General features: G+C 70.7%; 14 protein-coding genes and 1 pseudogene. 7 read left to right on the top strand and 8 right to left on the bottom strand.

Going from position 1 to position 17,334, the window contains the following annotated elements; genetic code table 11:
* Positions 1-73: 73 nt before the first annotated feature.
* From CLV01_RS19660 to CLV01_RS19680, 5 genes are all read right to left on the bottom strand, one after another.
* Positions 74-1,105 (bottom strand): c-type cytochrome, encoded by a 1,032-nt coding sequence (locus tag CLV01_RS19660; protein WP_099735097.1) that lies wholly within the window; start codon positions 1,103-1,105, stop codon positions 74-76.
* Positions 1,106-1,122: 17 nt separating this feature from the next.
* Entirely contained in the window at positions 1,123-1,890 is a 768-nt protein-coding gene (locus CLV01_RS19665) for a c-type cytochrome (protein ID WP_099733433.1), read from the bottom strand.
* A gap of 168 nt (positions 1,891-2,058) precedes the next feature.
* Complete coding sequence (locus CLV01_RS19670) at positions 2,059-3,603, bottom strand: ATP-binding protein (protein WP_099733432.1); 1,545 nt, start codon at positions 3,601-3,603, stop codon at positions 2,059-2,061.
* Positions 3,600-4,262 carry a response regulator gene (locus CLV01_RS19675; RefSeq protein ID WP_012206042.1) on the bottom strand — a complete coding sequence of 221 codons (663 nt, stop codon included), beginning with the start codon at positions 4,260-4,262 and terminating at the stop codon, positions 3,600-3,602. The genes CLV01_RS19670 and CLV01_RS19675 overlap by 4 nt, the downstream gene beginning before the upstream one ends.
* A gap of 150 nt (positions 4,263-4,412) precedes the next feature.
* Positions 4,413-5,000, bottom strand: coding sequence for a TetR/AcrR family transcriptional regulator (locus CLV01_RS19680; RefSeq protein WP_099733431.1), 588 nt, complete (start codon positions 4,998-5,000; stop codon positions 4,413-4,415).
* 144 nt (positions 5,001-5,144) lie between these two features.
* Here CLV01_RS19680 and CLV01_RS19685 point away from each other — a divergent pair, with 144 nt between their 5' ends.
* From CLV01_RS19685 to CLV01_RS19700, 4 genes are all read left to right on the top strand, one after another.
* Positions 5,145-6,344, top strand: a complete 1,200-nt coding sequence (locus CLV01_RS19685) for an MFS transporter (RefSeq protein ID WP_099733430.1) — start codon at positions 5,145-5,147, stop codon at positions 6,342-6,344.
* 84 nt (positions 6,345-6,428) lie between these two features.
* Positions 6,429-7,427 (top strand): TlpA family protein disulfide reductase, encoded by a 999-nt coding sequence (locus CLV01_RS19690; RefSeq protein ID WP_099733429.1) that lies wholly within the window; start codon positions 6,429-6,431, stop codon positions 7,425-7,427.
* Positions 7,424-8,230: a thiol:disulfide interchange protein DsbG gene (dsbG, locus tag CLV01_RS19695; protein ID WP_099735096.1), complete on the top strand. Its 807-nt coding sequence runs from the start codon at positions 7,424-7,426 to the stop codon at positions 8,228-8,230. Before CLV01_RS19690 ends, dsbG begins: the two co-directional genes overlap by 4 nt.
* Before the next feature lie 11 nt (positions 8,231-8,241).
* Positions 8,242-8,643 (top strand): DsrE family protein, encoded by a 402-nt coding sequence (locus CLV01_RS19700; RefSeq protein ID WP_099733428.1) that lies wholly within the window; start codon positions 8,242-8,244, stop codon positions 8,641-8,643.
* On the opposite strand, the gene CLV01_RS19705 is transcribed toward CLV01_RS19700, so the two are convergent.
* Positions 8,628-9,092 carry a hypothetical protein gene (locus CLV01_RS19705; protein WP_012206046.1) on the bottom strand — a complete coding sequence of 155 codons (465 nt, stop codon included), beginning with the start codon at positions 9,090-9,092 and terminating at the stop codon, positions 8,628-8,630. The two genes, CLV01_RS19700 and CLV01_RS19705, sit on opposite strands and share 16 nt — an antisense overlap.
* 355 nt (positions 9,093-9,447) lie before the next feature.
* Here CLV01_RS19705 and dsrO point away from each other — a divergent pair, with 355 nt between their 5' ends.
* The 3 genes and pseudogenes from dsrO (at position 9,448) to CLV01_RS19720 (ending at position 14,631) form a co-directional block, all read left to right on the top strand.
* Positions 9,448-10,293, top strand: a complete 846-nt coding sequence (gene dsrO / locus CLV01_RS19710; RefSeq protein WP_099733427.1) for a sulfate reduction electron transfer complex DsrMKJOP subunit DsrO — start codon at positions 9,448-9,450, stop codon at positions 10,291-10,293.
* Positions 10,294-10,309: 16 nt separating this feature from the next.
* Positions 10,310-11,353: an NrfD/PsrC family molybdoenzyme membrane anchor subunit gene (gene nrfD, locus CLV01_RS19715; protein WP_099733426.1), complete on the top strand. Its 1,044-nt coding sequence runs from the start codon at positions 10,310-10,312 to the stop codon at positions 11,351-11,353.
* A gap of 78 nt (positions 11,354-11,431) precedes the next feature.
* Positions 11,432-14,631, top strand: a pseudogene (locus CLV01_RS19720) (tetrathionate reductase subunit A).
* Here the strand turns inward: CLV01_RS19720 and CLV01_RS19725 are convergent.
* On the bottom strand, positions 14,632-16,062 hold the full coding sequence (locus tag CLV01_RS19725) for an efflux transporter outer membrane subunit (RefSeq protein ID WP_099733424.1): 1,431 nt from the start codon (positions 16,060-16,062) through the stop codon (positions 14,632-14,634).
* Complete coding sequence (locus CLV01_RS19730) at positions 16,059-17,306, bottom strand: efflux RND transporter periplasmic adaptor subunit (RefSeq protein ID WP_099733423.1); 1,248 nt, start codon at positions 17,304-17,306, stop codon at positions 16,059-16,061. Before CLV01_RS19730 ends, CLV01_RS19725 begins: the two co-directional genes overlap by 4 nt.
* Between the last annotated feature and the right edge of the window lie 28 nt (positions 17,307-17,334).

Here is a 17,334-nt window from a genome sequence, read left to right on the forward strand (position 1 = left end):
GGCGGCCGTCAGCGCCCTGCCATGTACGGCAACGCAGGCCTGCGCCCTGCCTGCCGTTGCCTGTCCGACCTGCTCAAAGACCCTTGAGCAGCCGGCCGTTGACCTCGGTGCCGTACAGCGAGAACGGGGTGTCGTGGAAATGCTTGCGCGTGTCGGCCACGTTGCCGGTGAAGCGCGGGTCCTGGGGGCGCTCCATGCTGTTGATGTAAGTGGCCACGTCCCAGGCTTCCTGGTCGTCCAGCGTGGGGTTGCCGTAGGGCATGTTGCCCTTGATGAAGCTGGCGGCCTTGTCCACCTCATGCGTGCCCGCACCCCAGTTGTAGGACTGCTTGCCCCACAGCGGCGGGAACACGGTCACGCCGCCCGCTTCCTGGCCCTGGCCCTGCGCGCCGTGGCACAGCGCGCACTTGGCCTCGTAGACCTTGGCGCCGCGCTCGAAGCTGGGCTCCTGCGCGGCCTTGCCCACCTTGGTGAAGCCCGCACCCGGCAGCTTCTCGCCCGTGGGCGCCTTCTGGGCCATCCAGTAGGCGTAGGCCTCCAGCGCCACGAGGATGTCGTGGCCGTCGTCGGGGGCCTTGCCGTTCATGCTGTACATGAAGCAGCCGCGCACGCGCTCGGCGAAGGTGTCCACGTGGTTGGTCTTCTTGCGGTAGGCCGGGTACAGCGGGTAGGCACCCCACATGGGTGCGGCGCCCTTGAGCCGGCCTGCGTCCAGGTGGCAGTTCACGCAGTTGAGGGTGTTGCCCGAAAAGCCCACGGCGTTGGCCGGCGTGCGCAGGAAGATGGCCTCGCCACGGCGAATCCACTCGCCCATGGGCGTGTCGGGGATGTCGCGGGCGCCGGGGGGTGTGAAGGCGCCGCCGTCGGCAGCCACTTTCACGGCCTGGGAAGTGACCTGGGCATTCGCATTTGCATCGGCCCTGGCTGCAGTGGCAGCCGCAGCGGGGACCGCGCCCACGCGGGCCGGCGCAGGTGGCATGTCTGGCTGGCTGATGTACATGCCATAGGCGAGCGCGCCCGCCAGGCCGGCGAACAGGCAGGCGACGACGACGTACTCGGCGGTATTGGAGTTTTGAGAGGCGCGGGTGGGTTGTGTATCGGACATGTTCGGCTCCCGGTCCATCAGGGTTTGGCTGGCGCGGAGGCCGTGGCTGCGGTGCTGGTGCTGGAGCTGGTGCTGGCGCCATGCAGGCGGGCGTAGTAGGCCGCCACGGCCTGGATGTCCGCGGGCGTGAGCTTTTGCGCGACCTTGCCCATGAGGCCCAGCGGGCCGGCCTCGCGCTGGCCCTTGTTCCAGGCGGCGACCTGGCTTTGCATGTAGTCGGCCGTCAGGTGGCCGATGGCCGGGAAATCGGCGCCCACGCCCACGCCGCCCGGGCCGTGGCATTGGGCACAGGCGGGAATGCCGTCCGCCCAGCGGCCGCGCTCGACCAGCCAGGCGCCGTCATCGTCCTTGCCCTTGGGCAGGGGGCCGCGCACGGGCTGGATGGGCAGCGGCAGGCTGGCGTAGTAGGCCGAGACATCTGCACGGTCCTGGGCCGACAGGGCCTTGGCCATGGGCGCCATCACGGGGGCCTGGCGGCTGCCGTCGGCCAGGTGCTGAAGCTGGCGCACCAGATAGCCGGCGTGCTGGCCGGCCAGGGCCGGAAAGCCCGCCATGCCCTCGCCCTTGGCGCCGTGGCAGGTGGCACATGCCGCCGCACCCTGGGGCGTGCCCGACTGGGCGATTTTCTGGCCGGCTGCTGCACTGCCTTGCACCGCAGCTGTGGGCGCTGCTGCGGGCGCTGGAGCCTTGGGCGCGGCGTCTTGCGCCCAGGCGCTGCCCATCAGCATGCAGATGCCGATGGCGATGCACGACCGGGACAGGGTCTGTTTGTTCATGCGGATCATCGTGGGAAGAGGCATTTGCCCTGCCATGCGTCCGCGCCACGCACCCAGGAGCGCACGGCTGCGGCGGACAGGGTCGAATAGGGATACCGGCCGCCGCCCCGCAAGGCGCAATGCCCGCAGGGCTGGCCAGCCAGGCCCGCACGATACGGAACCGAGATTAAGCCGGCGTTAATGGGCCAGCGCTAATGGGCCGGCGGCCGGGGCCTGCGGGCCCGGACCGTCCGCCAGCGGCAGGTACAGGCGCGCGACCAGGCCGCTGGCCTGGCCTTCCTCGGGCCGCCACAGGCTGCGCGGCTGCAGCAGCAGGCAGCCGCCTGCGCATTCGGCGATGCGCTGCACGATGGGCAGGCCCAGGCCGCTGCCATGCTCCTGGGGACGCTTGCGCCAGAAGCGGCGCGTGGCCTCTTCGCATTCCTCGGCGCTGAGCCCCGGGCCGTGGTCGGCCACGGTGAACTCCACATAGCCTGTGCCCGGCTGCTGCGTCTTGCCCGGCATGGCGCCAATGGGGCGCACGGCCAGTTCCACGGGATGCTGCGGCGCATGGCGCAGGGCGTTTTCCAGCAGATTGCGCAGGGCCGAGACCAGAAGGGGCTCGGAGATGGCCAGCGGCCAGTCCTGCACGGGCTGGCCGTTGTCCAGCCATGTACGAAGCGCGGGCGCTGGGGCCTGGGCGCTCACGGCATTCACAGCCAGTTGCCAGGCCTTGTCCAGCGCCTGCAGCGCATCGGCAGGCGCATCGCCGCAGGCCAGCACGGAGGCAGCGCCAGGTTCATGCTGCTCCAGCCGCGCCAGCAGCAGCAATTGCTCCAGCGTGTGCTGCAGGTGCTCCACGCCCTCGCCCGCCTGGGCCAGCGAATCGCGGGCCATGGAGCCGGGCGGCGCGGCCAGAAGGCCGGCAGGCATGCCGGGCGCCGCCAGCGCCATCTGCGCCACCTGCACATGGGTCTTGATGGCGGTGAGCGGCGTGCGCAGCTCATGGGCGGCGTCGTCGCTCCAGCGGCGCTCGCGGTCTATGGCCGCGCGCACGCGGTGCAGCAGCTGGTTGAGCGTGCCCACCAGCGGCGCCAGTTCGCGCGTCTGCAGGCCCTGGGCCACGGGCGAGTCGTCGCCGGGCGGGCGGCGCGCCAGTTCGCGCCGCAGGGCCTCCAGCGGCCTGAGGCCCTGGGTCACGGCCCACCACATCAGCCCCATGCTGGCCAGCAGCGCCAGCACGAAGGGCAGGACGATGGTGTAGGCAAAGCCGTGGATCAGGCCCTCGCGCACATCGATGCGGTCGGCCGTGGCGATGCGCACGCCGTGGTCCTCCAGCACATAGGTGCGCCAGGGCTTGCCCCCCTTGATGATGGTCGAGAAGCCCAGCGGCATGCTCTGCGGGAACACGGGACTGCCTTCGGTCTTGGCCAGTACCTGCGGCAGGGCCGATTCGGGCCGCACGGGCTGGACCTCGCCGCGCACCAGGCTGACCTCGCAGGCCACGCCGTCGCGCGCGATCACGTTGAGCATGGGGCTCCAGTCCTGCGGCAGCTCCCGGGCAGGCCGGAACTGGTGGACGATGCCGGCCACCATGCGCGCCGAGGCGATCAGCCGGTCATCCAGCACGGTGCGCAGCTCGTTGCGCATGTCCGAGAACATCCAGGCCGCCACCCCGCCCCACAGCGTGCACAGCGCCAGGCACAGACATGCCAGCAGGCGCACGCGCAGGCTGCGCATCATGGGTGCAGGCCCAGGCGATAGCCCTCGCCGCGCACCGTCTCCACCAGTTCATGGCCCAGCTTGCGGCGCAGGTGGTGCACATGCACGTTGACGGCATTGCTCTCCACGTCCTGGCTGTAGCCGTAGAGGCTGTCGCGCAGTTGCTCGGTGCTCAGAATGCGGCCCGGCGACTGCAGCAGCGCGCGCAGCAGCGACCACTCGCGGCGCGACAGCTCCACCGTGCGGCCCTGGCGCTGGATGTGGCCTGCAGCGGGGTTGATGCGCACCTCGCCCAGCTCGATCCAGTCCACGCTGCGGCCGGCCGCGCGGCGCAGCAGCGCATGCAGGCGCGCCGCCAGTTCGTGCAGGTCAAAGGGCTTGACCAGGTAATCGTCGGCGCCGGTCTGCAGGCCTTCGATGCGCTGTGACACGGCATCGCGCGCCGTCAGCACCAGCACGGGCACCTGCAGGCCCTGGCCGCGCCAGCGCGCCAGCAGCGAGAGGCCATCCTCGTCGGGCAGGCCCAGGTCCAGCACGCAGGCATCGAAATGCGAGGAACGGATGGCCGCATCCGCCTGCCCGGCCGAGGCCACGGTATCCACGCCGAAGCCCTGCAGCTGCAGGCCGGCTCGCACGCCGCTGGCCACCAGCGCGTTGTCTTCCACCAAGAGAACATGCATGTTGTTGTCCGCAGGGCCTGGCGCCAGGCCCCGCCGTCTGTATCCAAGTCGGGAACGAAAAGCGACTGAGCATCGCAGATTTGCCGCGCTGGCGCGGCGGCGGGCGGAATTTCGCAGGCACGCGCACAAGAATGCGGCCAGGTGGCCCGCTCAGGGCTGGGCCAGCAGCCCGCCCAGCAGCAGGTCCAGCGCCGCCGCGCCGCGCTCCAGCCGCAGGTCGGCGTCCTCGCCCTCGGCAATCCAGAAAGCCGCTTCGGCCAGGCTGCCGTAGATCAGCGATGCCAGCGCCTGCGGATCGGCCCGGGCCACGATGCCCTGCGCCATGAGGTCCGCAATCAGTGCCTGCATGGACGCAATGCAGTGGCGCTGCGATTGCGGCAGCGCACCGCCCAAAGCCGCGCGCGCATCGCGCAGCACGATGCGCTGGATTTCAGGCTCCAGCGCCATTTCCAGGTAGGCCTGGCAGCGGCTGCGAAAGCCCTGCCAGGGATCCTGGGCATGGGCGGTGATGGCCTTCAGGCGTTCATCCACCTCGGCATCGATCTGCTCGACCACGGCCGCCAGCAGGCCCTGCTTGTCGCCGAAATGGTGGTACAGCGCGCCCCGCGTCAGGCCCACCTGCGCGGTGAGATCGTCCATGGAGGCATCGGCGTAGCCCTGCTCTCCAAAGGCCTTGCGGGCCGTGGCCAGCAGCGTGGCGCGGGTTTCTTCCATCTCGGCGCGGGTGCGGCGAACCATGGCCAATCTCCTTACATACGGCGTGCATGATTATTTACATACGCCGCGTATGTATATAGGATTCTATTCATACGCAGCGTATGTATTTTCTCTGTCCCGCGACGGCGGTGCAACACCCCCCACCTGTTTGAAGGGATCTGGACCATGAATTCGTCTTCCTCCACGCGGCCCGAACCCGCCGCGCGCCGCCCGTGGCTGGCCGTGTCCGCCGTGGGCCTGGCCACCTTTTCCGTGGTGACCACGGAAATGCTGCCGGTCGGCCTGCTCACATCCATTGCCGGCAGCCTGGGCACCTCCATGGGCAGGGCCGGCCTGATGCTCTCGCTGCCGGCGCTGCTGGCCGCGCTGTTCGCGCCGCTGGTGGTGATGGCGGCGGGTGGCATGGACCGGCGCCGCATCCTGTGCGGACTGCTGGCCCTGCTCGTGCTGGCCAACCTGGCCTCGGCGCTGGCGCCGTCGCTGATCTGGCTGCTGGCCGCGCGCGTCCTGGTGGGCTTTTGCATGGGCGGCATCTGGGCAATCGCGGGCGGGCTGGCGGCACGGCTGGTACCCCAGGCGTCGATGGGCCTGGCAACCTCCATCATCTTTGGCGGCGTGGCGGCGGCCTCGGTGCTGGGCGTGTCGCTGGGCGCGCTGATCGGCGATTTCGCGGGATGGCGCTGGGCCTTTGGTGGCATGGCAGGCTTCAGCGCACTGGTGCTGGCGCTGCACGTGGCCGTTCTCCCCGCCCTGCCTGCCACAGGCTCGGCCAGCCTGCGCCAGTTCAGCCATCAGCTGGCCAACCGCAGGCTGCAGGCCGGGCTGGCACTGACGCTGCTGCTGGTGGCCGGGCATTTCATGTCCTTCACTTTCGTGCGCCCGCTGCTGCTGACGGTGTCGGGGTTCGATGCGCAATGGATGAGCGCGCTGCTGCTGGCTTACGGCATCGCGGGCATTGCGGGCAACTTCCTGGCGGGCATCATCGCGGCGCGCCGCACGGTGCCGAGTCTGGCGGCGATCGCCCTGGGCCTGCTGCTGGCGCCTGTGCTGTTCCTGTCCGTGGGCGCATCGCCAACCGGTGGTGGCGCCGTGCTGCTGGTCTGGGGCCTGGCCTACGGCGGCGTATCGGTGGGACTGATGACCTGGATGATGCAGGCTGCGCCACGCGCCGTGGAAATTGCCACGGCGCTGTACGTTGGCGTCTTCAACATCGGTATTGCGCTGGGCTCATGGGCAGGCGGCCAACTGGTCGATGGCTGGGGGCTGCACGCCACGCTCTGGCTGTCTGGCGGATTTGCCGCTGCGGCCTTGCTGCTGTCTGCGGCCATGGGATTGGTTGGGCGAAATGGACCGGTCGCAGCCTGATGGCCATGAGGCCGTTAACCCCCCGTTAATTCCCCGCTGCCAGCATCCACGACCTGTCAGCCTGCATGGCTGAAACTCCCTTCCATGCATCTCCGGTCATCCCCTCTTCTTTCGTCCTTCCTGCCCTTGCTTGCCGGCCTGCTGCTGGCGCCTTCGCCTGTTCTTGCCGGAGCGGCAGAGCCTGGCGGGCCGTCAGCGCTATCGGCGCTGGGCGCCTGGCTGCACCTGCCTGCCAGCCTGGCGCTGGGGCCGCTGGTCCTGCCGATGGGCGTGGTGGTGGCCATGCTGGCCTGGCTGCTGGCGCAGTGGCTGGCGCGCAGGAATGAAAGGCGCACGGGCCAAGCCGTGGATGCGCTGCTGTGGCAAAGCACCCTGGCCGGCCTGCTGGCGGCGCGCCTGGCCTATGTAGCGCAGTGGTGGACCGAGGTCGCGCCGGCCCCCTGGGATTGGAGCGGGATGCCGGCCTTCGCAGGCCGTGTCGTCGATATCCGCGACGGGGGATGGAACCTCTGGGCCGGCCTGCTGGCCGCGCTGCTGTACATGCTGTGGCGCAGCCGCCGCTCCCCGGTGCTGCGCCGCGCCACAGGGCTGGCGCTGGGCGCGGGGGCGGCCCTGCTGGTGCTGGGCAGCCTGCTGCAGGCGCTGCCCTCCGCAGATGCACCGGCCCTGCCGGCCTTCACCCTGGTCAACGGGCAGGCGCAGCCGGTCTCGCTGCAGCAGCTGCAGCAGGCCGATGGCAAGCCCATGGTGATCAACCTCTGGGCCACCTGGTGCCCGCCTTGCAGACGCGAGATGCCGGTGCTGGCCCAGGCCCAGCAGCAACGGCCCGATGTGCGCTTCATCTGGATCAACCAGGGCGAGTCAGCCGAGGCCGTGATGGGCTACCTGCAGCGCGAGCAGGCGACGGCCCCGCTGCCGCTGGCCCAGGTGCTGTTCGACCCGCAGCAGCAGGCCGGCCGGCACTGGCGCCAGCGGGGCCTGCCTTCCACCTATTTCTATGGCGCCGACGGCCGGCTGTGCGGCATGCGCATGGGCGAGCTGTCGCGCGCCAGCCTGGCCCAGCATCTGAAGGAATGTTCATGAGCGCTTCCCCCCTGTTTCCCCTGCCTGCACTGGCAGGAGCCCTGGCCCTGTCGGCAGCCTTGGCCCTGCCGGCTGCGGCGTCCGAGCTGCCATCGGAGGATTTCCTGGCCCAGCAGGGACTGACCCTGGTGGGACCGCTGCCGGCCGTGGGCGGACTCAAGGCCTGGGCCGCCTACCGCGACCGCCAGCCCGTGCCCATCTACCGCATGCCTGACGGCAAGCACTGGGTGCTGGGCACGGTGATCGACGCCCAGGGCCGCGACGTGAACGCCCAGGCCCTGCAGGCCGCCGTGCAAAAGCCCATGGGCGAGCAGCTGTGGGGCGATGTGCAGCGCGCCCAGTCCATACCGGATGGCCGCGCCGACGCGCCGCGCACGGTCTATGTGTTCACCGACCCCAATTGCCCCTATTGCAACCAGCTGTGGAACGATGCCCGGCCCTGGGTGGAGAGCGGCCAGGTGCAGTTGCGCCACATTCTGGTGGGCATCCTCAAGCCCAGCAGCGAGGGCAAGGCCGCCGCCTTGCTGACCGCGCGCCAGCCCGAGCAGGCCCTGGCCGAGCACGCACGCGCCTATGCCAAGGCCGGCCGCGCCAGCGCAGAGGGCGCGGGCGCCACGCCGCTGGCCCCGGTGCCGCAGGCCACGCGGCAGGTGCTGGCCAACCATGCCTCGCTGATGTCCACCTGGGGCCTGCGTGCCACGCCGGCCCTGGTCTGGAAGGATGACAAGGGACTGGTGCAGGTGCGCACCGGCCTGCCGCCGGGCCTGCTGGAAGAGGTCATGGGGCCGCGCGGCAGGAAATGACGAGGACGACCATGAGCACAAGCCGTTCTCCCGCCGCTTCCACCGCCTCCAACGACTGGAGCGACCTGTTCCCCGCCCGGCCGGATGCGCCGCCGCTGCGCATCGTGCTGCATGCGCCCACGCCCGGCGCCCTGGCCCGTGCGCGCAGCAATCTGGCCAACCTGCGCCAGGACCGGCCCGGTGCCGAGGTCCGCATCGTCATCAACGGCCCGGCCGTCGAGGCGCTGCTGGACGCCGCGCCGGGCACGCCGCAGCATCTGGATGCGGCCGCCCTGGCCCATGCGCTGGTCTGCCCGAACACGCTCAAGAAGCTGGGCCGCGAGGCGCCTGCCGGCATGCGCGTGCTGCCGCAGGGCGGCATCGAGTCACTGGCCCTGCTGCAGCAGTCGGCCTGGTGCTACGTGCGCTGCTGAGCGGCCTGCGCCAGCGAGGCCAGGCAGCGGGCCTGCCATTGGTATTCAGGCTCGAACGATTCGCGGTCCGTGACGGCGCCGTGGCCGCCCTCGCCATAGACCATGGCGTAGGCCGCATAGTCGGCCGCCTGCAGCGCCCGGCCCGCCAGCCCATGGGCCGTGGCATAGGTGGCGGACACGGCGGCATGGCCGCAGCCGTCGAGGGAGCGTGATCCCTGGTGGTGGTTGGCCAGGCTGGCCGCCTCGCGGGCCAGGCGGTCCAGCTCCTGCCTGTCGATCTGGCCGTCCAGGTAGCGGCGAAGGCCTTGTGCGCAGCGGATGACGTCCGGGTCTTCCAGCAGGTGCGCGATGCGGTCCACGCAGGCCTGTGTGAATTGCAGCCTCAGGTGCTCGCCGGCTTCGGCGGCAAGGTCCAGTTCCGAAGCAAGGCTGTTCAGGGCATGGTTCATGGAGAACTCCTTGGCAGTGGCGACACAAGCAGCGTAGACCGGGGCCGCGCACGGAAACAAGAGGGTGATTTCCGATACGCGCCCTGCATTCCCGAGGAATGCAGTCACCCTGTTAACCCCGTCTTAATCCCTGCGCCACACGCTATGGACTGCCTTGGGCGCCTGTCCATGGCAGGCAGTCGGTGGCACTTTGCAAGCACTCTGCAGGCACTTGGAAAGCCCATTGCTTGACTCACATCAAGCCGCCAAAGCCCTGAATTTCATATATTAAATTCAATATAAAAAGCATATTTTTAATGCTTTATTGAGTTTAAGCGACCACCCTCCGTGGCCGCAGGACGATGAAAGACAGGCCATGCCAAAAACATCCCGCGCCGGCAGCGGCTGCAACGACTGCAGCTGCAAGCCCTCCTCCCAGGACATCCCCGCCCGCACCGCCGCCCATGCGCAGCCCGCCGCCGGCAAGCGCGGCTTCCTGCAGGACCTGCTGGCCGCCGCCATGGCGGCCGTGGCCCTGCCCGTGGCGGCGGCCGCGCCCGGCACCACGGGTTTCCAGCCACCGCGCCGCCCCGGCGAGGCCGGCAGGCGCTACGGCATGCTGGTGGATCTGCGCCGCTGCATAGGCTGCCAGGCCTGCACGGTGAGCTGCTCCATGGAGAACCTGCCGCCGCTGGGCCAGTTCCGCACCACGGTGCTGCAGTACGAGGTGCAGCACGCGGGCAACGAGGACCTGCCGCCGGCCATGCTCAACCTGCCGCGCCTGTGCAACCACTGCGACAACCCGCCCTGCGTGCCGGTCTGCCCGGTGCAGGCCACCTTCCAGCGCAGCGACGGCATCGTGCTGGTGGACAACGAGCGCTGCGTGGGCTGCGGCTACTGCGTGCAGGCCTGCCCCTATGACGCACGCTTCATCAACCACGAGACGCAGACCGCCGACAAGTGCACCTTCTGCGAGCACCGCCTGGAAGCCGGCCTGCTGCCGGCCTGCGTGGAAAGCTGCGTGGGCGGCGCCCGCGTGATCGGCGACCTCAACGACGAGGGCAGCGAGATCCGCCAGCGCATGCGCGAGCACGCCAAGGACCTCAAGGTGCTCAAGCCCGCCATGGGCACGGACCCGCATGTGTACTACCTGGGATTGCCCGACGCCTTCGTCGACGGCGTGGACGGGCAGGCCAGCGTGCGGCTGGTCACTTCCCACTGAACGCAAGGAGCACCCCATGCACATCGTCGAACTCCTGACCCCCGCCTACGAATCGGCCTGGCTGCCCTGGGCCGTGCAGTACTTCTTCCTGGCCGGCATTGCCACGGGCGCCGCCCTGCTGGCCGCCGCCTGCGCCTGGGCGCCGCGCGGCAGCGCCATGGCGCGCCTGCTGCCGGCCGCCGTGCTGGTGCTGGCCGTCAGCGCCATCGCCGCACCCGTGTCGCTGCTGGCCGACCTGCACCAGCCTGCGCGCTTCTGGCATTTCTATGCGCACTTCACGCCGTGGTCGTGGATGTCGGTGGGCGCCCTGCTGCTGCCCGTCTTCGTGGGGCTGGCGCTGGCCTTCGTGCTGGCCTGGTGGCTAGGCCGGCCGCAGTGGCTGCGCTGGCTGGCGCCGCTGCTGGCCGTGTCGGCGCTGACCATCACCGCCTATACCGGCGCCGAGCTGATGGCCGTGCGCTCGCGCCCGCTGTGGAACACGCTGTGGGTGCCGCTGAACCTGGCACTCACGGGCTGGCTGGCCACGGTGGGCTGCATGCTGGTGACGGCGCGCTTTCTGCCCGCCCGCCACCGCCCCGATGCCGGCGCCCTGCAGGCCCTGCGCGTGCTGGGCCTGGCGCTGGCGCTGTGCCTGCTGGCCATGGTGGCGGTCTGGGCCGTTGCCGGCTGGCTGGGCCAGGGCCGCTCCTTCCAGGCGGCGCTGCAGCTGTGGCAGCAGTTTCCGGTCTGGCGCCTGAGCATGCTGGGCTCGGCCGTGGCCGGTGCCGCCCTGCTGTGGGCCCTGGTGCGGGGTGGGCAGCGCATGGCCTGCCCGCGCTACACGCTGGCCCTGGGGCTGGGCCTGGCCGCCGCGGCCTGGGCCTTCCGCTGGGCGCTGTTCATGGGCGTGCAAGGCGTGCCCAAGTACGGCGCGGGCCTGTACATCTACCACATGCCGCTGGGCGGCGACGGCCTGCTGGGCATGCTGGGCGTGGCCGGCCTGTGCATTGCACTGGTGACGCTGGCCACCTGGGCGCTGGAGCTGTTTCCCGCGCGCTCGGCCGCGGCCCGCGCCCTCTGACACCGCCGCCCTGACGCCCCCTCACCCATTCACGGAGCGCGGCCCGCCACCGGCCGGCCGCGCCACAGAAAGCCTTTCATGACCGACAAGAAGAAACTCCCCCAAGCTCCCGAAGATTCCCTGGATGCCGAGGCCACACGCCGCCGCCTGCTGCTGCGCGGGGCCTCACCGCCGGCGGGCTGGCCGCCTTTGCGGCCGGCTACGGTGAAACACTGGCGCGCGGTGCCAAGGGCCTGGTCGCAGGCACCTCGGGCACGCCCACGGCCAGCGCCACGCGCGGCAATTCGCTGACGCCCGAGTTCCGCATCGACCCGGCCACGGGCGCGCTCGCCACCCAGCCCGGCCAGGTGGTCAGCCCCTCCAGCTGCCTGGGCTGCTGGACGCAGTGCGGCGTGCGCGTGCGTGTCGATACCGCCAGCAACCGCATCCTGCGCGTGGCAGGCAACCCCTACCACCCGCTGGCCACCACGCGCCCGGCCGCCATGGAAGAACCCGTGCGCGAGGTCTACGCCAAACTGGGCAAGGAGCTGGGCCTGGAGGGCCGGGCCACGTCCTGCGCGCGCGGCTCGTCCATGCTGGAGCACCAGAACGCGCCGCACCGCGTGCTCACCCCGCTCAAGCGCGTGGGCCCGCGCGGCAGCGGCCGCTGGCAGAGCATTTCCTTCGAGCAGCTGGTGCAGGAAGTCTGCGAGGGCGGCGATCTGTTCGGCGAAGGCCAGGTCGAGGGCCTGCGCGCCATCTGGGACACCAGGACGCCGCTGGACGCCGACAACCCCGAGTTCGGCCCGCGCTCCAACCAGTTGCTGGTGACCGACGCCTCCAACGAAGGCCGCGCCCAGCTGCTGCGCCGCTTTGCGGGGCCGTCCTTCGGCACCGTGAACGTCAGCAACCACGGCGCCTACTGCGGCCAGAGTTTTCGTGTGGGTGCAGCTGCCGCGCTCGGCGACCTGCCCGGCATGCCGCACGGCAAGCCGGACTGGAGCCATGCCAGCTTCGGCCTGTTCATCGGCGCGGCGCCCGCGCAGTCCGGCAACCCCTTCCAGCGCCAGGGCCGCGAACTGGCCGAGGCCCGCTCGCGCGAGGACAACCGTTTCCGCTACGTGGTGGTCTCGCCCGTGCTGCCGACCTCGTCCAGCCTGGCTGCCGGCAGCGGCAACCGCTGGCTGGCCGTCAAGCCGGCCAGCGACCTGGCCCTGGCCATGGCGCTGATCCGCGTCATCCTGGACGAGGCGCGCCATGACACGGGCTTTCTCGCCCAGCCCGGCCCGGCCGCCATGCAGGCGGCGGGCGAGGCGTCCTGGAGCAATGCCACGCACCTGCTGGTCAACGAGCCCGGCCACCCGCGCCATGGCAGCTTTCTGCGCGGCGCCGACCTGGGCTGGGCCCTGCCCGCGCCAGCCGAAGACGGCAAGCCGGCCCAGGATGTGTTCGTGGTGCAGCGTGCCGATGGCAGCCTGGCGCCGCACACCCAGGCCGAGCCTGCACAGCTGATGGTGCGCGCCCGCGTGGCCGTGCCCGGCCTGAAGGCAGAAGGCGCGGACCAGGCCCCCGAGCTGTCGGTCTGCTCCTCGCTGGCCAAGCTGCATGAGCAGGCCAGCCTCAAGACACTGGACGAATACGCGGCGCTGTGCGGCGTGGCGCGCGGCGAGATCGAGGCGCTGGCGCGCGAGTTCACCAGCCATGGCAAGCGCGCCGTGGCCGATGCGCATGGCGGCACCATGAGCGGCGCGGGCTTCTACACCGCCTACGCCATCAGCATGCTCAACACCCTGGTGGGCAACCTCAACGTGCAGGGCGGCCTGGTGCTGGATGCCGGCCCGTTCGGCCCCTTCGGCCCGGGCCCGCGCTACGACTTCGCCAACTTCGACGGCAAGGTCAAGCCGCGCGGCCTGGCGCTGTCACGCCACCGCCAGCCCTACGAGAAAAGCGCGGAATTCCAGCGCAAGCGCGAGGGCCAGCCCGAGGGCGCGAAGGACTACCCCGCCGCCCAGGCCCCGTGGTACCCGGCCGTGGGCGGCCTGTCCAGCGAGATGCTGGCCAGCGCGCTGGCCGGCTACCCTTATCGCGCCAAGGCCTGGATCAACCACATGAGCAACCCCGTCTACGGCATTGCGGGCTTTCGCAACGCGCTGGTGGACGATCTCAAGGACCCGAAGAAGCTGCCGCTGATCGTCTCCATCGATCCCTTCATCAACGAGACCAGCGCGCTGGCCGATTTCATCGTGCCCGATACCGTGACCTACGAGAGCTGGGGCATCTCGGCGCCCTGGGCCGACGTGGTGGCCAAAAGCTCCACCGTGCGCTGGCCCGTGGTGCAGCCCGCCGTGGCGCGCACGGCCGGCGGCCAGCCCGTGAACGTGGAGAGCTTCCTCTTTGCCGTGGCAGAACGGCTGGGCCTGCCCGGCTTTGGCGAGGCCGCCATCAAGGACGCCCAGGGCCAGCCCCATGCGCTGCGCTCGGCCGAGGACTTCTTCATCCACGCCCTGGCCAACGTGGCCTGGGCAGGTGGCAAGCCCGTGCCGGCGGCCAGCGATGACGACATCGCCATCACCGGCGTGGACAGGCTGGTGCCCGCGCTGCGCCAGCGCCTGAAGGACGATGAATGGCGTCAGGTGGCCATGCTGCTGACGCGCGGCGGGCGCTTCGACCGCATCGAGGACGCCTGGAAGGACGGCCACACCCGCAAGGCCCACGCGCCTGCCCTGCAGGTGTGGAGCGAGGAGCTGGCCCGCATGCGCCACGCCATGACGGGCGAGCGCTACAGCGGCTGCCCCACCTGGTATCCGGCGCGGCTGGCCGACGGCAGCGCCATGCGCACGCATTTCGGCGAGCAGCAATGGCCGCTGCTGCTGACCTCGTACAAGTCCAACCTGATGAGTTCCATGTCGATTGCCGTCTCGCGGCTGCGCCAGGTGCATCCGCACAACCCGGTGTCCCTGCACCGCGATGACGCCGAGCGGCTGGGCATCGCCAACGGTGACACGGTGCGCATCCGCACGCCGGGCGGCGCGGTGACGGCCGTGGCCATGGTGCGCGACGGCGTGATGCCGGGGACCGTGGCCATCGAGCACGGCTACGGCCACCGCGAACTGGGCGCAGGCCGCCACAGCATCGACGGCCAGCCCATGCCGGTGAACGCCGAGCATGCCAATGGCGTGAACCTCAACGACCTGGGCTTTGCCGATCCCACGCGGCCCGGCTGCAAAAACGTGTGGGTGGACTGGGTGTCTGGCGCCACGGTGCGCCAGGGCCTGCCTGCGCGCATCGAGAAGGTCTGATCAGCGGGCGGAGCTGGCGACAGGTGCAGCGTCGGCCTGCCAGCCGCCCCCCAGCGCCTGGTACAGCGCAATGGCGTTTTCCAGCTGGCTCTGGCGCAGGCGTATGACTTCCTGCTGGGCCTGGAAGAGATTGCGCTGGGCGTCCAGCTCTTCCAGGTAGCTGGCGTAGCCGGCCTCGTAGCGGTCCTTGGCAAAGCCCAGGGAGCGCTGCAGCACGGCCTCGCGCTCGCTGGCGTGCTGCCACTGCGACTGCAGGCGCTGGGTGCCGACCAGGGCGTTTTCCACATCGGCCAGGGCCTTGATCACCACGCCACGGTAGGCATAGGCGGCCTGGTCGCGCTGGGCGGTCACGGCGTCGAACTGCCCCTGCAGCCGGCCGCCCGTGAACAGCGGCGCCAGCACGCTGCCGCCCAGGGCCCAGACCGTGGCCGGGTGGTATTGCAGGGCGTTGACCAGCAGGCTGCCGGCGCTGGCCGTCAGCGAGACCTGGGGCAGGAAGGCGGTGCGCTGCACGGCCAGGCTTTCGTCGGCGGCCGCCAGCTGCAGCTGCGCCCGTGCAATGTCGGGGCGGCGCTGCAGCAAGGCAGAAGGCAGGCCGGCGGCCGGCGCAGGCGGCGGTGCGCCCAGCGCAGCGGACTGGCCGTCGGTTGTTGCCATGAGCGCGGCTGCCTGCTCGTCACCCTCGCCGCCGGCCAGCAGCAGGAGCGCCGTGCGCTGGCGCGCCAGCGACAGCTCCAGCTGCTCCACGGCCTGCTGCACGGATTGCAGCTCGGCCTGGGCCTGGGTGAGCTGCAATTGCGAGGTGTAGCCGACGCGCGCCTGCTCATCGGCCAGGCGCAGGGCCTGTTCGCGCGAGCGGGCCGTGGCCTGGGCCACTTGCAGCTGCGATTGCAGCGAGCGCAGGCCCACATAGGCCTGGGCCGTGGTGGCGGCCACGGCCAGGGCCACGGCGTCGCGGTCGGCCTCGCTGGCCTGCAGGCGCAGGGCGGCGGCCTTTTCCAGGTGGGCGATGCGGCCCCACAGATCAGGCTCCCAGCTGGCCTGCAGGCCGGGCTGAACCGAGCGCGTGTGCGCCAGGCCCCGCGCGCCCAGGCTGCGGCCCGTGGAGGCGCCGGCCGTGGCCGAGAGCTGGGGCAGGCCCGCAGCGCCTGCCACATCCAGGTTGGCCCGCGCCTCATCCACGCGCGACAGGGCCAGCAGCACATCGTTGTTGCGGGACTGGGCCAGTTCCACCCAGCGCGTGAGCAGCGGATCGCCAAAGGCCTGCCACCACGATGCCTGGACGGCGGCGGCCGGCTCCTGCCCTGCCCCGCTCCACTGGGCGGGCATGACGGGCCGGGCCGCTTCAGGCGCGGTGCTCAGCGGCGGCACGCTGCAGCCGGCCAGCGCGGTGGCGCAGGCGATGGCCATGGCCAGTGCGCGGGCGGTCATGGGCGGGCCTCCGGTTGGGGTGCGGGTTGTAGTGCGGGTTGCCGTGCGGGCTGCTGTGCGGGTTGGGACTCAGGCTGCGCCGTATCCAGCCGCACCACCACCGACATGCCCGCGCGCAGCCGCGCGGCCAGCTCCTGGTCGGGATCGATTGCAATCTTGACCGGCAGGCGCTGCACGACCTTGGTGAAGTTGCCCGTGGCGTTGTCGGCCTTGAGCACGCTGAATTCCGAGCCCGTGGCCGGCGCGATCTCCAGCACGCGGCCCGTGAGGTGGGCGCCGCCCAGCGCATCGACGCTGAAGCGCACTGCCTGGCCTATGCGCACCTGGGCGGTCTGGGTCTCCTTGAAGTTGGCCACCACCCACAGCGTGTGCGGCACCACGTACATGAGCTGGGAGCCGGCCGTGACGTACTGGCCCCGGCGCACGCCGACTTCGCTGACCTGGCCATCGCCTGGCGCGTGCACCACGGTGTTGTCCAGGTTGATCTGGGCCTGGCGCAGCTGGGCCTCGGCCATCTGGACCTGGGCTTCGAGCGAGGCGCGGTTCACCGTCGTCGCCTTGATCTTCTGGGCGTTGATCTCGATGTCGGCCTGGGCCTTGGCCACGTTGGTGGCCGCCAGGCGCGCGGTGGCACGCACCTTGTCACGCTCGTTGAGCGAGACGGAGCCGCGCTCGGACAGCGCCTGCACGCGCTGCAGCTCGGCCGCCGCACGGTCGGATTCGGCCTGCGCCGCCGCCAGGCCGGCGCGGCTGGCGCCCAGCGTGGCGCGGTTCTGGGCCTGCGTCTGGTCGGCATTGGCCAGCTGTGCGCGGGCATTGGCCAGCTGGGCCTGGGCCTGGGCCTGGGCGGCTTCGTAGGTGCGTGCGTCGATGCGCACCAGGGGCTGGCCGGCCTTGACGTTCTCGTAGTCCTGCACCAGCACCTCGGTCACATAGCCGCTGACCTGGGGCGCGAGCACGGTGACGGCGCCGCGCACATAGGCGTTGTCGGTGCTGACCACGGTGCCCGCGAAGGGGAACAGGTTCCAGGCACGCAGCACCAGCAGCACGCCGGCCAGTGCGACCACCAGCATCACCAGCACGCTGCGCAGCGAGGGCTTGATGAGCTTGGGCGATGGCGATGGCGATGGCGATGGCGATGGCGATGGCGATGGCGAGGGCGAGGGCGAAGGCGCCGCAGCGGGAGCCGGCGCAGGCGAGGCAGAGGCGGCCGTGCCGCCATTGGTATTTTCGGAGTCACTCATGTTGTTGTCTTTTCTCTGGGCGAACGGT

It is taken from the genome of Delftia sp. 60 (assembly GCF_002754395.1).
In the GTDB taxonomy this organism is placed as follows: domain Bacteria; phylum Pseudomonadota; class Gammaproteobacteria; order Burkholderiales; family Burkholderiaceae_C; genus Comamonas; species Comamonas acidovorans.

Coding starts and splice junctions, on each gene's coding strand:
- CLV01_RS19665 (WP_099733433.1), bottom strand. CDS start 1,890: ATGATCCGCATGAACAAACAGACCCTGTCCCGGTCGTGCATCGCCATC.
- CLV01_RS19730 (WP_099733423.1), bottom strand. CDS start 17,306: ATGAGTGACTCCGAAAATACCAATGGCGGCACGGCCGCCTCTGCCTCG.
- CLV01_RS19690 (WP_099733429.1), top strand. CDS start 6,429: ATGCATCTCCGGTCATCCCCTCTTCTTTCGTCCTTCCTGCCCTTGCTT.
- CLV01_RS19705 (WP_012206046.1), bottom strand. CDS start 9,092: ATGAACCATGCCCTGAACAGCCTTGCTTCGGAACTGGACCTTGCCGCC.
- CLV01_RS19725 (WP_099733424.1), bottom strand. CDS start 16,062: ATGACCGCCCGCGCACTGGCCATGGCCATCGCCTGCGCCACCGCGCTG.
- CLV01_RS19700 (WP_099733428.1), top strand. CDS start 8,242: ATGAGCACAAGCCGTTCTCCCGCCGCTTCCACCGCCTCCAACGACTGG.
- CLV01_RS19675 (WP_012206042.1), bottom strand. CDS start 4,262: ATGCATGTTCTCTTGGTGGAAGACAACGCGCTGGTGGCCAGCGGCGTG.
- dsrO (WP_099733427.1), top strand. CDS start 9,448: ATGCCAAAAACATCCCGCGCCGGCAGCGGCTGCAACGACTGCAGCTGC.
- CLV01_RS19670 (WP_099733432.1), bottom strand. CDS start 3,603: ATGATGCGCAGCCTGCGCGTGCGCCTGCTGGCATGTCTGTGCCTGGCG.
- dsbG (WP_099735096.1), top strand. CDS start 7,424: ATGAGCGCTTCCCCCCTGTTTCCCCTGCCTGCACTGGCAGGAGCCCTG.
- CLV01_RS19660 (WP_099735097.1), bottom strand. CDS start 1,105: ATGTCCGATACACAACCCACCCGCGCCTCTCAAAACTCCAATACCGCC.
- nrfD (WP_099733426.1), top strand. CDS start 10,310: ATGCACATCGTCGAACTCCTGACCCCCGCCTACGAATCGGCCTGGCTG.
- CLV01_RS19685 (WP_099733430.1), top strand. CDS start 5,145: ATGAATTCGTCTTCCTCCACGCGGCCCGAACCCGCCGCGCGCCGCCCG.
- CLV01_RS19680 (WP_099733431.1), bottom strand. CDS start 5,000: ATGGTTCGCCGCACCCGCGCCGAGATGGAAGAAACCCGCGCCACGCTG.